12 protein-coding genes are annotated in these 14,221 nt (G+C 56.9%); 4 read left to right on the forward strand and 8 right to left on the reverse strand.

Features of this window, described 5'->3' with window-relative positions; translation table 11 throughout:
• Positions 1-6: 6 nt before the first annotated feature.
• Both exbD and exbB read right to left on the reverse strand, forming a co-directional pair.
• Positions 7-432, reverse strand: coding sequence for a TonB system transport protein ExbD (exbD, locus tag C3451_RS17665; RefSeq protein ID WP_023298601.1), 426 nt, complete (start codon positions 430-432; stop codon positions 7-9).
• 4 nt (positions 433-436) lie between these two features.
• Complete coding sequence (exbB, locus tag C3451_RS17670) at positions 437-1,168, reverse strand: tol-pal system-associated acyl-CoA thioesterase (protein WP_023306939.1); 732 nt, start codon at positions 1,166-1,168, stop codon at positions 437-439.
• 251 nt (positions 1,169-1,419) lie between these two features.
• On the opposite strand from exbB, the gene metC reads away from it, so the two are divergent.
• Together metC and yghB are read left to right on the forward strand one after the other, a co-directional pair.
• Entirely contained in the window at positions 1,420-2,607 is a 1,188-nt protein-coding gene (gene metC, locus C3451_RS17675) for a cystathionine beta-lyase (RefSeq protein WP_045623055.1), read from the forward strand.
• A 142-nt stretch (positions 2,608-2,749) separates the two neighbouring features.
• Positions 2,750-3,409, forward strand: a complete 660-nt coding sequence (gene yghB, locus C3451_RS17680; protein ID WP_015571869.1) for a DedA family general envelope maintenance protein YghB — start codon at positions 2,750-2,752, stop codon at positions 3,407-3,409.
• 45 nt (positions 3,410-3,454) lie between these two features.
• Here yghB and C3451_RS17685 read toward each other — a convergent pair whose 3' ends face one another.
• Positions 3,455-4,354, reverse strand: coding sequence for an AraC family transcriptional regulator (locus C3451_RS17685; RefSeq protein ID WP_017382749.1), 900 nt, complete (start codon positions 4,352-4,354; stop codon positions 3,455-3,457).
• A 195-nt stretch (positions 4,355-4,549) separates the two neighbouring features.
• Between C3451_RS17685 and yqhD the strand changes: the two genes are divergently transcribed.
• Entirely contained in the window at positions 4,550-5,713 is a 1,164-nt protein-coding gene (gene yqhD / locus C3451_RS17690) for an alcohol dehydrogenase (RefSeq protein WP_045623057.1), read from the forward strand.
• A 105-nt stretch (positions 5,714-5,818) separates the two neighbouring features.
• A complete protein-coding gene (gene dkgA / locus C3451_RS17695; protein ID WP_023306942.1) occupies positions 5,819-6,646 on the forward strand; it encodes a 2,5-didehydrogluconate reductase DkgA in 828 nt (275 codons plus the stop codon).
• A gap of 89 nt (positions 6,647-6,735) precedes the next feature.
• Here the strand turns inward: dkgA and C3451_RS17700 are convergent, their stop codons facing one another.
• The 5 genes from C3451_RS17700 to C3451_RS17720 form a co-directional block, all read right to left on the reverse strand.
• Positions 6,736-8,913, reverse strand: coding sequence for a YgiQ family radical SAM protein (locus C3451_RS17700; RefSeq protein WP_046618810.1), 2,178 nt, complete (start codon positions 8,911-8,913; stop codon positions 6,736-6,738).
• A 151-nt stretch (positions 8,914-9,064) separates the two neighbouring features.
• Positions 9,065-10,477: a cell division protein FtsP gene (ftsP, locus tag C3451_RS17705; RefSeq protein ID WP_023298607.1), complete on the reverse strand. Its 1,413-nt coding sequence runs from the start codon at positions 10,475-10,477 to the stop codon at positions 9,065-9,067.
• A gap of 61 nt (positions 10,478-10,538) precedes the next feature.
• The gene (gene plsC / locus C3451_RS17710) at positions 10,539-11,276 is read right to left on the reverse strand and encodes a 1-acylglycerol-3-phosphate O-acyltransferase (RefSeq protein ID WP_022649406.1); all 738 of its coding nucleotides are present in this window, start codon (positions 11,274-11,276) and stop codon (positions 10,539-10,541) included.
• Between the two features lie 163 nt (positions 11,277-11,439).
• Positions 11,440-13,698: a DNA topoisomerase IV subunit A gene (parC, locus tag C3451_RS17715; RefSeq protein WP_045622728.1), complete on the reverse strand. Its 2,259-nt coding sequence runs from the start codon at positions 13,696-13,698 to the stop codon at positions 11,440-11,442.
• A 118-nt stretch (positions 13,699-13,816) separates the two neighbouring features.
• Positions 13,817-14,218: a NirD/YgiW/YdeI family stress tolerance protein gene (locus C3451_RS17720; protein ID WP_022649408.1), complete on the reverse strand. Its 402-nt coding sequence runs from the start codon at positions 14,216-14,218 to the stop codon at positions 13,817-13,819.
• Positions 14,219-14,221 lie beyond the last annotated feature (3 nt).

The following is a 14,221-nucleotide window of genomic DNA, read 5'->3' on the forward strand; positions in this document are numbered from 1 at the left end:
TTCGTTTTACTTCGCGGCCGCTTTCTCTTCGCCGACCAGACCAATCTTCAGGTATCCCGCTTGATGCAGCGTGTCCATTACCTTCATCATGGTTTCATAATCGACGGTTTTATCCGCGCGGAAGAAGACGGTGGTGTCTTTCTTGCCGCCGGTCAGCTGGTCCAGCGCCGGAATAACCGAGGCATCCGTCACCGGATCGTTGCCCAGGAACATGGACTTATCGGCCTTCACGGAAAGGTAGACAGGCTTTTCCGGACGCGGCTGCGGCTGGCTGGAGGACGCTGGCAGATTCACCTTCACGTCCACCGTCGCCAGCGGCGCGGCAACCATAAAGATAATCAGCAGAACCAGCATGACGTCGATAAACGGCGTCACGTTGATCTCATGCATTTCACCGTTATCGTCCAGATTTTCATTAAGACGCATTGCCATACAATCAACCTACGCGCAGTTTGGACGCCGCATGCACCGGTTTAACGGCGCTGGCGTTCAGGTCCAGATCGCGGCTTTGCAGCAGCAGAACCTGCGCGGCAACGTCACCCAGTGTGGCTTTGTAACTGCCAATCATGCGCGCGAAGATGTTATAGATAACTACCGCAGGGATAGCGGCAACCAGACCGATAGCCGTTGCCAGCAGCGCTTCTGCGATACCCGGCGCGACGACCGCAAGGTTAGTGGTCTGCGTCTGGGCGATACCGATAAAGCTGTTCATGATGCCCCAGACGGTACCGAACAGGCCGACGAACGGGGAGATAGCGCCGATAGTCGCCAGGTAGCCGTTACCGCGGCCCATATGACGACCCACGGCCGCAACGCGACGCTCCAGACGGAAACCGGTACGCTCTTTAATGCCTTCGTTATCTTCACTGCCTGCGGAGAGTTCCAGCTCGTTCTGCGCTTCGTTCACTAACAGGGTAGTCAGGCTTTTCGCATGGAAGGATGAGGTGATATCAGAAGCCTGATCCAGAGAGCGGGCTTCCGTCAGCTGCTTCTGCTCACGCTTGAGGCGGCGTTTTTGTGAAAGAAGTTCGGCGCTCTTGCTGAAGAAGATAGCCCAGGTGATCACGGACGCCAGAATCAGGCCGATCATCACAACCTTAACGACGATGTCAGCATGTTGATACATGCCCCAAACGGAGAGATCCGTCTGCATCAAATTATTACCCACTCTGTATCTCCAGGACGCAAATCACACAATCTGAACGTAATAATATCAAAACGTCGTCGAATTGATAGTAGTTCTCATTAGTATTTACATAGTGCCGTAATTTTCGCTCACTTTCCTTGCGCTTACGCAGTAAAAATTTCTTGTGCGAATATTTGATAATATTTTCTGCTTATTCGATAAGCATCCGGATGCACATTCTGACAATCGTGGTAGTCTGGACGTCCAGACGTATAAAAATAGGGTTAGCGAACATGACTAAAAAGCAGCTTGAGACCACGCTGGTGCAGGCAGGACGCAGTAAAAAATACACCCAGGGCTCGGTCAACAGCGTGATCCAGCGTGCCTCCTCGCTGGTGTTTGATACCGTCGAAGATAAAAAAATCGCCACGCGTAATCGCGCGAAGGGCGGGCTGTTTTACGGTCGCCGTGGCACGTTAACCCATTTCTCGTTGCAGGAAGCCATGTGCGAACTGGAGGGCGGCGCGGGCTGCGCGCTGTTCCCGTGCGGTGCGGCGGCGGTCGCCAATACCATTCTGGCGTTTGTGGAACAGGGTGACCACGTCCTGATGACCAATACCGCCTACGAGCCAAGCCAGGACTTCTGCACCAAAATACTCAGCAAGCTCGGCGTCACCACCAGCTGGTTCGATCCGCTGATTGGGGCCGGTATTGCCGGGCTTATTCAGCCCAACACGCGCGTTGTGTTCCTGGAATCTCCCGGCTCCATCACCATGGAAGTGCATGATGTCCCGGCCATCGTGAAGGCGGTGCGCAGCATAGCGCCGGAAGCGATCATCATGATCGACAACACCTGGGCGGCAGGTGTGCTGTTTAAAGCCCTGGAATTTGACATCGATATCTCCATTCAGGCGGCGACCAAATACCTGATTGGCCACTCAGACGGCATGATCGGTACGGCGGTATCTAATGCCCGCTGCTGGGAGCAATTGCGTGAAAACGCCTACCTGATGGGCCAGATGGTGGATGCCGATACCGCCTACATGACCAGCCGGGGCATCCGTACGCTCGGCGTGCGTCTGCGTCAGCATCACGAAAGCAGCCTGCAAATTGCTCAGTGGCTGGCGCTGCATCCGCAGGTGGAGCGCGTTAACCATCCGGCGCTGCCGGGCAGCAAGGGCCACGAATACTGGCAACGTGACTTTACGGGCAGCAGCGGGTTGTTCTCATTTGTTCTTAAGAAGCGCCTGAATGACGCCGAGCTGGCAAGCTATCTGGATAACTTTACCCTCTTCAGCATGGCCTATTCATGGGGTGGGTTTGAATCGTTGATCCTGCCCAATCAGCCGGAGCAGATTGCGGCCCTGCGCCCGGGCGGCGAGGTGGACTTCGAGGGGACCTTAATCCGCCTGCATATCGGGCTGGAAAATGTGGACGATTTAATTGCGGATTTATCGGCAGGATTTGAGCGCATCGTGTAAAGTGCTGGCTGACATGTACTCCCTGGACGCTATTCTGAACACCGCAAGCAGAAAAGTCTGTATGAGATGCGCCTGCGATCAACCCCGACAGGCAAAATTGGGAGTACAATAGCGTTATATCTGCTGTTCCACAGGAAAGTCCATGGCTGTTATTCAAAATATCATCACGGCGCTCTGGCAACACGATTTTGCCGCGCTGGCGGACCCACATGTCGTCGGGATTGTCTATTTCGTGATGTTCGCGACGCTGTTTCTGGAAAATGGATTACTGCCAGCCTCATTTTTACCCGGTGACAGCCTGCTCCTGCTCGCAGGGGCGTTAATCGGCAAGGGCGTGATGGACTTCGCACCAACAATGGTGATCCTCACCTCTGCGGCCAGTCTCGGCTGTTGGCTGAGCTACCTGCAAGGGCGCTGGCTTGGAAACACCCGCGTGGTGAAAGGCTGGCTGGCGCAGCTGCCGCATAAATATCATCAGCGCGCGACCTGCATGTTTGACCGTCACGGCCTGCTGGCGTTGCTTGCCGGGCGTTTTCTGGCGTTCGTTCGCACCCTGTTGCCTACCATGGCGGGTATTTCAGGCCTCTCTAACCGCCGCTTCCAGTTCTTCAACTGGCTGAGCGCTCTGCTCTGGGTGGGCGTGGTCACCACGCTCGGCTACGCGCTGAATATGATCCCCTTTGTTAAGCGCCATGAAGACCAGGTAATGACTTTCCTGATGATCCTGCCGATTTTCCTGCTGGTTGCAGGGCTGGTGGGGACCATTGCGGTGGTGATCAAGAAAAAGTATTGCAGCGCATAAATAAAAGCCGGGTGGCGCTACCGCTTACCCGGCCTCCGTTTCCCCTCACGCTCCCTGCATGGTTCTGATACGTGACGCATCTTCCCCCGGCGTGACGCCGAAGTAACGCTTAAACTCCCGACTAAACTGCGACGCGCTTTCATACCCGACCCGCATCGCCGCGGCGCTGGCCTTCATGCCATCGTGGATCATCAGCATCCGCGCCTTATGCAGACGGTAAGTTTTGAGGTACTGCAACGGCGACGTGCTGGTGACGGATTTAAAGTTATGGTGAAACGCCGAGACGCTCATATTGGCTTCCGCCGCCAGCTGATCAACGCTGAGGTTTTCCGTGTACTGGCTCTCGATGCGCTTCAGCACGCGACTAATGAGGCTGAAGTGCGTTTGCCGGCTTACCAGCGCCAGCAGCGCCCCGCCGCCCGGTCCCAGCAGCACATGGTAAAGAATTTCTCGGATAATCTGCTTTCCGAGAATACGCGCATCCAGAGGCCTTTCCATCACGTCTAACAGGCGTTCAATCGCGCAGAGAATTTCCTCCGATAGGGTCGCGGAGTTGATACCGCTTGCCGCCATCGACGGCCGGAAAAGTTCGTCCTCCCCAATCTCCATCAGCAACTCCTGCAACTGGAGAATGTCGACGTTGACGCGGATCCCGGCCAGCGGTACCTCCTCTGTCGCGAAAGTTTCACATTCAAAGGGTAAAGGTACAGTCAGAAGCAGATATTCATTGGTGTCGTAACGGAACACGCGCTCATTGATATAGCCAATCTTATGGCCAGAAAAGAGAAACACGATGCCGGGCTGATACATCACCGGGGTGCGCGTTCCGGGCTGGGTACCGTAGAGCAATCGGATATCCGGCAACAGCTCAGCCGAATCATTTCCGTTATCTATCAATCTTTTAATCTGCGACGTTAGCTGGCGGCAGATGGCATCACGGTTCATTTTCAGTTACTCCGGGTACGGTTTCCGACGCTGACAGTGTGCGCATTTTCTTACCGTTTCTCCAGCGTGCTGTAGAAATGGGCAAGACATCGGCAGGAATGTGCATTGAGAGGATAGCGCCTGCCCGCCACAATGTGCAGCATCAGGTTGCCTTCTGCGCCACCACGATTTTTTACCCACTACAGGGAACAAGCCATGAACAACTTTAATCTTCACACCCCAACCCGCATTCTGTTTGGTAAAGACGCTATCGCTGACCTGCGCGCGCAAATCCCGACGGACGCCCGCGTCCTGATTACCTACGGCGGCGGCAGCGTGAAAAAAACCGGCGTACTGGATCAGGTTTACAGCGCTTTGGAAGGGCTGGACGTACGCGAGTTCGGCGGTATCGAGCCTAACCCGTCTTATGAAACGCTGATGAACGCGGTAAAAATCGCCCGTGACGAGCAGATCACTTTCCTGCTGGCGGTGGGCGGCGGTTCCGTGCTGGACGGCACCAAATTCATCGCGGCGGCAGCGCATTACGCTGACGGCATCGACCCGTGGCATATTCTGGAAACGGGCGGCAGCGACATCAGCAGTGCGATCCCGATGGGCTCCGTGCTGACGCTGCCGGCCACCGGCTCTGAGTCCAACAAAGGCGCGGTCATCTCCCGTAAAACCACCGGTGACAAGCAGGCCTTTATGAACGAACACGTTCAGCCCGTGTTCGCGATCCTCGATCCGGTTTACACCTATACCCTGCCTGCGCGTCAGGTGGCGAACGGCGTGGTCGACGCCTTTGTTCACACCGTTGAGCAGTACGTCACTTACCCGGTGAACGCCAAAATTCAGGATCGTTTCGCGGAAGGCATTCTGTTGACGCTGATTGAAGAAGGTCCGAAAGCGCTGAAAGAGCCTGAAAACTATGACGTGCGTGCTAACGTGATGTGGGCTGCAACACAGGCACTGAATGGCCTTATCGGTGCAGGCGTGCCACAGGACTGGGCGACCCATATGCTCGGTCACGAGCTGACGGCGATGCACGGCCTGGATCACGCCCAGACGCTGGCGGTGGTTCTGCCTGCGCTGTGGAATGAAAAACGTGACGCTAAACGCGCCAAACTGCTCCAGTACGCCGAACGCGTGTGGAACATCACCGAGGGTTCCGACGATGCGCGTATTGATGCCGCAATTGCAGCCACCCGTCACTTCTTTGAAAGCCTGGGCGTGCCTACGCGTCTCTCTGGCTACGGCCTGGACGGCAGCTCCATCCCTGCCCTGCTGGCGAAGCTGGAAGCACACGGTATGACGCAGATCGGCGAGCATGGCGACATCACCCTGGACGTCAGCCGTCGTATTTACGAAGCGGCACGCTAAGCGTTTTTAGGATCCTGACTTTCGTTTTTTGACATTTCGTCCAGACTTAATGCACATCACATTGTCGGAGGTTCCCTCCGGCGATGAGCACCTGAAGGAGGAAAAATGGCAAACCAAACCGTAATCAAGCTACAGGACGGCAACGTGATGCCCCAGCTGGGGCTAGGTGTATGGAAAGCCGGTAACGACGAGGTCGTCTCCGCCATTCATAAAGCCCTGGAAGTAGGCTATCGGTCCATCGATACCGCCGCCGCCTATAAAAACGAGGACGGCGTGGGGACCGCGCTTGCCAGCGCTGGCATTCCCCGCGATGAGTTATTCATCACCACCAAGCTGTGGAACGACGATCAAAAGCGTCCACGCGAAGCGTTACAGGAGAGTCTGGAGAAACTCCAGCTCGATTTCGTCGATCTTTATCTCATGCACTGGCCGGTACCGGCTATCGACCATTACGTTGATGCCTGGAAAGGGATGATTGAGCTGCAAAAAGAGGGGCTGATAAAAAGCATCGGCGTCTGTAATTTTCAGGTTCATCACCTGCAACGCCTGATTGATGAAACGGGCGTCGCGCCGGTGATTAACCAGATTGAGCTACACCCGCTGATGCAGCAGCGCCAGCTTCATTCGTGGAACGCCACGCACAAGATCCAGACCGAATCCTGGAGCCCGCTGGCTCAGGGCGGCGAAGGGGTGTTTGACCAGAAAATCATTCGTGAACTGGCGGATAAGTACGGCAAAACGCCGGCGCAGATCGTCATTCGCTGGCATTTGGATAGCGGTCTGGTGGTGATCCCGAAATCGGTCACGCCATCGCGTATCGCCGAGAACTTCGACGTCTGGGATTTCCGCCTGGATAAAGACGAGCTGGGTGAGATTGCGAAGCTGGATCAGGGCAAGCGGCTTGGGCCGGACCCGGATCAGTTCGGCGGGTAGTTTCCCCTCACCCTAACCCTCTCCCACAGGGAGAGGGAATGCTTTCCACCCTCTCCCTGTGGGAGAGGGCCGGGGTGAGGGCATCATCGTTATCCGATCTTACGTTTTCCCGTTTTTTTCGTCCCCGAAGCCCCACCGTTCGAACGCTGATGCACAATTGGCGTGTGCTTGGTCAGCGCCGGGCGCGTATTGCGGTTCTGGCGGCGCGCTTCGCGCATCTCTTCCAGCGTTGGCGCAGGCACCAGGCAATCACGACGCGAGCCGATCAGGTGCTTTTTCCCCATCTCTTCCAGCGCCTGACGGATCAGCGGCCAGTTTTTCGGGTCGTGATAGCGCAGCAGCGCTTTGTGCAGACGGCGCTGTTTATCCCCTTTCGGCACCACCACGTCTTCACTCTTATAGCCAATCTTACTTAGCGGGTTTTTGCCGGTGTAATACATGGTCGTCGAGTTGGCGAGCGGCGACGGGTAAAAGTTCTGCACCTGATCCAGACGGAATCGACGCTGCTTCAGCCACAGCGCCAGGTTCACCATGTCTTCATCACGGGTGCCGGGGTGCGCGGAGATGAAGTATGGGATCAGATACTGCTCTTTCCCCGCCTGTTTTGAAAAGGTATCAAACAGCTGTTTAAAGCGGTCATAGCTGCCCATGCCCGGCTTCATCATTTTGGACAGCGGGCCCTCTTCGGTGTGCTCCGGGGCGATCTTCAGATAACCGCCAACGTGGTGCGTCGCCAGCTCTTTGATGTAGCGCGGATCTTCCACCGCAATGTCGTAACGCACGCCGGAGGCGATCAGGATCTTCTTGATGCCTTTCAGGTCACGGGCGCGACGGTAAAGGTTGATCGTCGGCTCGTGGTTGGTGTCCATATGCTCGCAAATGCTCGGATAGACGCAGGAGAGACGACGACAGGTCTGCTCAGCGCGCGGCGATTTGCAGCGCAGCATGTACATGTTAGCCGTTGGACCACCCAGATCGGAGATTACGCCGGTAAAGCCCGGGACCGTGTCGCGAATGGCTTCGATCTCGTTAACAATCGACTCTTCGGAACGGCTCTGAATAATACGACCTTCGTGTTCGGTGATCGAACAGAAGGAGCACCCGCCGAAGCAGCCGCGCATGATGTTGACCGAGAAGCGGATCATCTCGTACGCCGGAATACGGCTGTTGCCATATGACGGATGCGGCACACGCTTGTACGGCAGGGCAAAAACGCTGTCCATCTCTTCGGTAGAGAGCGGGATCGCCGGCGGGTTAACCCAGATATAACGCTCGCCGTGCTTTTGCATCAACGCGCGGGCACAGCCCGGGTTGGTTTCATGGTGCAGAATACGGGAGGCGTGTGCGTAGAGCACCTTGTCAGCTTTGACCTTCTCATATGACGGCAGCAGCACATAGGTCTTTTCCCACGGCTTCGGACGCGGCGGCTGCACCACCACGGCCTTTGCTTCCGCTTTCTTCGGCTCAACTGGTTTGTTATCCGCGCACGGCAGATCGTCACCGTACGGATGCGGGATAGGGTCGATTTTGCCCGGCATATCGATAATGCGGGAATCCACCCCGCTCCAGCCCGGCAGCGCCTCTTTCACCATGATCGCGGTGTTGCGCACGTCGCGGATCTCGCTGACCGCTTCACCCTGCGCCAGGCGATGCGCCACTTCCACCAGCGGACGCTCGCCGTTGCCGAAGATCAGCATGTCGGCTTTCGAATCCACCAGCACCGAACGGCGCACGGTGTCAGACCAGTAGTCGTAGTGCGCGGTGCGGCGCAGGCTCGCCTCGATGCCGCCCAGGATCACCGGCACGTCTTTCCATGCTTCTTTGCATCGCTGGGTGTAGACGAGGGTCGCGCGATCGGGACGTTTACCCGCCACGTTATCTGCCGTATAAGCGTCGTCATGACGCAGCTTACGGTCCGCGGTATAGCGGTTGATCATCGAGTCCATGTTGCCCGCGGTCACGCCAAAGAACAGGTTAGGTTTACCCAGACGCATAAAGTCGTCTTTGCTGTTCCAGTCAGGCTGAGAAATAATCCCCACGCGGAAACCCTGAGCTTCCAGCATACGGCCGCAGATCGCCATGCCAAAGCTCGGGTGATCGACATACGCATCACCCGTCACCAGAATGATATCGCAGCTGTCCCAGCCCAGTTGATCCATCTCTTCCCGGGACATCGGCAGGAACGGCGCCGGTCCAAAGCAGGCTGCCCAGTACTGGGGCCAGGAGAAGAGGTCGCGATCCGGCTGGATCAGGGAAATTGCGCTCATAATGCTTCCGAAGAAAAAATAGACAAAAGGAGCGGGATTATACGCTGGTTTATCGGGGGAAATGAAGGGGTATTTATTGCCCGGTGACGCTACGCTTACCGGGCCTACGGGCCTGTAGGTCGGGTAAGGCGAAGCCGCCACCCGACTCGTTTTACGGTGCCGGATTCACCAGCATCTGCCCTACCGACCCCCTGTCCATCATCTCCAGCGTCTGGCTGTGGAACAGGAACGGGAAGTGCGGCCATGACGGCTGTCCATAGTAGACGAGCAGTTCTACCTGCCCATCCACCCAGACGGTGTCTTTCCAGCCCCTGTCTTCCGGGAACGGCATCGCCCCGTTGACGTTGCGGATCAGGAATGACACCCCTTCAATATGGAACGACTGCGGCATCTCCGAGCGGACGGTCCAGCGCTCCCAGGTTCCCTGCTGGGCGGTGATATCAATACGGTTTACGTCCCACAGCGCGCCGTTGATGCCCGGATCGTCGCCAAGGCTGATATCGCGACTGCGTACTGCCGGGCCGGTCACAATTTCTTGCGGCAGCAGGCGCATCGGCAGACTGTCGGTCACCAGCGGCAACAGGCCGGTCGGGCGCAGCGTCAGCACCAGCGTGGAGACCAGAACGCTCGACGGTTCAAAGAAGCCGCGAATGCGGTCAACAATGCTTGCCGCTTCGCCGCAGGTCACGGACACTTCATCCCCGTTGGTCATATCCACGAGGATTTCACGACGTTCGCCCGGCGCAAGCGCCAGCTGTTTCACCGACACCGGCGCAGGTAATAACCCCTGATCGCCTGAAATCACATGCAGGGCGCGGCCGTCGCTCATTTGCAGCAGGTAGCGGCGCGAGTTAGAAGCATTCAACAGACGCAGGCGCACCCAGCCTCGAGACACTTCGACATACGGGCTTTGCGCGCCGTTAACCAGCAGCGTATCGCCTACAAAGCCACCGCTGCCCGGCTCGCTGTACTCCGGCGTACCGAAGTTATCCAGACGCTTGTCCTGAATAATGATCGGGAAATCATCAACACCGTAGTGATTCGGGATCGGCAGCGTTTTACTGACCTCATCTTCAATCAGCCACATCCCGGCCAGGCCGTTATAGACCTGCTGGGCGGTGCGGTTCGGGGTGTTGGCGTGATACCACAATGTCGCCGCGCTCTGACGAATCGGGAGGACGGGCGCCCAGTCGGCATTCGGCGACATCATGCGCGCCGCGCCGCCCATCAGCGGCCCCGGCACCTGCAACCCACTGACGGTCATTGCGACATTTTCCGTCGTCCGGTTACTGTAGATGAGCTTGACGTCATCCCCATTCCACACGCGAATGGTCGGCCCGAGGTAGCGTCCGTTAATGCCCCATACCTGCGCGCGCGTTCCCTGGGTAAAGGACCAGTGGCTACGCTGAAGCGTGAGGAATAGCGGCTGTCCGCGACGGGATTCAATCAACGGCGGAATAGGCAGCGGCTGTTGCTGCCCGGCGGCGCTGGCTGTCCGCGGCATCGCACCCGCACAAAGGGCGATACCCGAAGCCTGAATAAACTGACGCCGACTGAGTGACATATAAGCTCCATCTGAAACGACTAACAACGCGGGAATTCGTTTTCCCTTGAACGAAACCGGGTTAAATCTTACCGGCGGCTTCTCGCTCTGCAACTTCTTTATCGAGCTGTGCAATGTGCTGAGCCATCAGCTCGCGGCAGTGCGTGGCCAGCTCGCGCACCTGGTCTTTACCGTATTTGGAGGTATCCACCGGCGGTAGCATTTCGACAATGACCAGTCCGTTTTTCAGACGGTTAAGATTAATCTTATTCGATGTATTGGAAACGCACACGGGAATAATTGGAACGCCTGCCGCAATTGCAGCATGAAACGCGCCGGTCTTGAACGGCAGCAGGCCGCGACCGCGGCTGCGCGTCCCTTCCGGGAACATCCAGATTGAGATCCGGCGCTTTTTAAACTGATCCACCACTTCCGCAATGGTGCCATGCGCTTTCGCACGGTTGTTGCGGTCAATCAGCAAGTTACCGGTGAGCCAGTACAGTTGGCCGAAAAGCGGGATCCACAGCAGGCTCTTTTTCCCGACGGTTACGGTCGGCGGAATAACAATATTTGAGGCCGTCACCATATCGTAGTTGTTCTGATGGTTAGCGATATAGATGGCGTTACCGAAATTCTCCGCCCCTTCAGGCAGACGCTTTTCAACCTTCAGGCCGAACAATGGCGCAAGGCGACCAAACATGTGCCCGAACGTCGCGACATGTTTTGGGTTACGCGGGCTGAACAGGCAATAAATCGATCCGAAAATACAGACCAGAATGCAGTAAATAACGGTAAGAATAAGACGAACAATGTATAGCATAGCGACCTCTGAAGCCCTGACAGCTGACAATTATACTTCACCTGTGGCCAGGTAAGGACTTTATTACGAGCGCGTATTGTTAATCGCAACGCACGAATTAACAACGTTTTTACGGGAAATTTTATGGTAATCCCCCTCCGGAAAGAGGGGGGGATGAAACAGGTTACTCTTCGCTGTCGTCCGCTTTGCTGCGCGCCGGCGAGTCGATCTCCACGCGGTCGATGCGCTGCAGGCCACGCATCAGTGAGCCGCGACGTCCGCGCTCGCCAACCACCTTCTGCAACTCTTCCGGACGCAGTTTGATCTTACGTTTGCCGACATGAATGGTCAGCGTGCTCTGCGGCGGCAGCAGGAAGAGATGCGCCAGGCTATCTTCGCCTTTTGCCGCTTCCGCTGACGGGATACTGATGATCTTGTTGCCCTTCCCTTTCGACAGCTCCGGCAGATCGCTGACCGGGAACATCAGCATGCGTCCGGCAGCGGTGATCGCCAGCAGCATATCGCTTTCGTTCTCGATGATCAGCGGCGGCATGACGTGGGCGTTATCCGGCAGGCTGATCAGCGCTTTACCGGCGCGGTTACGCGATACCAGATCGTTAAAGGTGCAGATAAAGCCGTAGCCAGCATCAGACGCCATCAGCAGTTTTTGATTGTCGGCTTCCATCAGCATATGGTCAACCGTGGCGCCCGGCGGCAGCGTCAGCTTGCCGGTCAGCGGTTCGCCCTGCCCGCGCGCGGATGGCAGCGTGATCGGATCAATGGCGTAGCTGCGGCCCGTGGAGTCGATAAACGCCACCGGCTGGTTGCTCTTGCCCTTCACCGCCGCCTTGAAGCTGTCACCGGATTTGTAGCTCAGACCCGGCGCGTCGATATCGTGGCCTTTGGCGCTACGCACCCAGCCGCTCTGGGAAAGCACGATGGTCACCGGCTCGGACGGCAGCATGTCGTGCTCGTTCATCGCCTTCGCTTCTTCGCGCTCATGCAGCGGAGAACGACGGTCGTCGCCAAAGGCGTCGGCATCGGCCTGCAACTCTTTCTTCAGCAGGGTGTTCATCTTGCGCTCGGACGCCAGAATCGCCTGAAGCTGATCGCGCTCTTTTTCCAGCTCGTTCTGCTCCCCGCGGATCTTCATCTCTTCCAGCTTAGCGAGATGGCGTAGCTTCAGTTCGAGGATCGCTTCGGCCTGGGTTTCGCTGATGCCAAAGCGCGACATCAGGGCAGGCTTAGGTTCGTCCTCGGTACGAATGATCTCAATCACTTCGTCAATGTTGAGGAACGCCACCAGCAAACCTTCGAGGATATGCAGGCGCTTAAGCACTTTCTCCAGGCGATGGTTCAGACGGCGGCGCACCGTATCGCGGCGGAAGGCCAGCCATTCGGTGAGGATCTCCAGCAGGTTTTTCACCGCCGGGCGACCGTCCAGACCAATCATGTTCAGGTTGATGCGGTAGCTTTTTTCCAGATCGGTAGTGGCGAACAGGTGGTTCATCACCTGCTCCATATCCACGCGGTTAGAGCGCGGCACAATCACCAGACGGGTCGGGTTTTCGTGGTCCGATTCGTCACGCAGGTCGTCCACCATCGGCAGCTTTTTATTGCGCATCTGGGAGGCAATCTGCTCCAGCACCTTCGCGCCGGAGACCTGGTGCGGCAGCGCGGTGATCACCACGGCGCCATCCTCTTTGGTCCATACCGCGCGCATGCGCACGGAGCCGCGGCCGTTCTGGTAGATTTTACGGATTTCCGCACGCGAGGTGATGATCTCGGCTTCGGTCGGATAGTCCGGCCCCTGCACGATATCCAGCAGATCGTCCAGCGAGGTTTTTGGCTGCTCAATCAGGGTGATGGCGGCTTTCGCCACTTCACGCAGGTTGTGCGGCGGAATGTCCGTCGCCATGCCCACGGCGATACCGGTCGTGCCGTTCAGCAGGATGTTCGGCAGACGCGCAGGCAGCATTTTCGGCTCCTGCATCGTACCGTCGAAGTTTGGCACCCAGTCGACCGTACCCTGCCCCAGTTCGCCCAACAGCACTTCGGCATATTTAGACAGACGGGATTCGGTATAACGCATCGCCGCGAAGGATTTCGGATCGTCCGGCGCCCCCCAGTTCCCCTGGCCATCCACCAGCGGATAGCGGTAAGAGAACGGCTGGGCCATCAGCACCATCGCTTCATAGCAGGCGCTGTCACCGTGCGGATGGTATTTCCCCAGCACGTCACCAACGGTACGGGCGGATTTCTTGAACTTGGCGGTCGCATTCAGCCCCAGTTCGGACATCGCATAGACGATGCGGCGCTGAACGGGCTTCAGGCCATCCCCGATAAACGGCAACGCCCTGTCCATGATGACGTACATGGAGTAGTTCAGGTAGGCGTTTTCCGTGAATTCATGTAGCGCGAGGCGCTCTGCCATATCGCTCATTACGTGTGATTCCTCAACTCAGAAACCGATGGGTTTCAGGCAATATTGCCGCAGATACTACCTCATCTGGCGAGTTGAGTCACAAAGAAAAAGGGCCGCATAAGCGGCCCTTTCCGGGTTATTTGTTCAGCTTGATAACCTGCTTCACGTCGATTTCAAACTCGTTCCAGTCTTTATCGATTTTACCCTGGAGTTCGACTTTATCCTGTGGCGTCACCGTCACGCCGTTCCAGCGCTTGTGGTCGATCTCCACCACCACCGTGCCGCTTTCATCGCGGAAGGTGTAACGGTCATCGGACAGGCGCTCGGTAATATTACCGCGCAGCTTCACCCAGCTGTCGTCCTTCATATCTTTGACTTTAGCCGCGGTAGTGAGGTTGGCGTTATTATCGACAAAGCCACCCTGCTGGGTTTGCGTCTGGGTCTGTGTCGCAGATGGGCCAGAGAAGCCACCCTGTGCAGCAAAAACAGGGGCAGTGGTCATCATCATGATGGCAGCAATTGCAGCGTATTTTTTCATCTT

It is taken from the genome of Enterobacter sp. 301B, from assembly GCF_003850715.1.
GTDB lineage: Bacteria > Pseudomonadota > Gammaproteobacteria > Enterobacterales > Enterobacteriaceae > Enterobacter > Enterobacter intestinihominis.

Excerpts from the sequence above, each read along its gene's own strand:
- exbD (WP_023298601.1), bottom strand. The coding sequence starts at position 432 with ATGGCAATGCGTCTTAATGAAAATCTGGACGATAACGGTGAAATGCAT.
- metC (WP_045623055.1), top strand. The coding sequence starts at position 1,420 with ATGACTAAAAAGCAGCTTGAGACCACGCTGGTGCAGGCAGGACGCAGT.
- yghB (WP_015571869.1), top strand. The coding sequence starts at position 2,750 with ATGGCTGTTATTCAAAATATCATCACGGCGCTCTGGCAACACGATTTT.
- C3451_RS17685 (WP_017382749.1), bottom strand. The coding sequence starts at position 4,354 with ATGAACCGTGATGCCATCTGCCGCCAGCTAACGTCGCAGATTAAAAGA.
- yqhD (WP_045623057.1), top strand. The coding sequence starts at position 4,550 with ATGAACAACTTTAATCTTCACACCCCAACCCGCATTCTGTTTGGTAAA.
- dkgA (WP_023306942.1), top strand. The coding sequence starts at position 5,819 with ATGGCAAACCAAACCGTAATCAAGCTACAGGACGGCAACGTGATGCCC.
- C3451_RS17700 (WP_046618810.1), bottom strand. The coding sequence starts at position 8,913 with ATGAGCGCAATTTCCCTGATCCAGCCGGATCGCGACCTCTTCTCCTGG.
- ftsP (WP_023298607.1), bottom strand. The coding sequence starts at position 10,477 with ATGTCACTCAGTCGGCGTCAGTTTATTCAGGCTTCGGGTATCGCCCTT.
- plsC (WP_022649406.1), bottom strand. The coding sequence starts at position 11,276 with ATGCTATACATTGTTCGTCTTATTCTTACCGTTATTTACTGCATTCTG.
- parC (WP_045622728.1), bottom strand. The coding sequence starts at position 13,698 with ATGAGCGATATGGCAGAGCGCCTCGCGCTACATGAATTCACGGAAAAC.
- C3451_RS17720 (WP_022649408.1), bottom strand. The coding sequence starts at position 14,218 with ATGAAAAAATACGCTGCAATTGCTGCCATCATGATGATGACCACTGCC.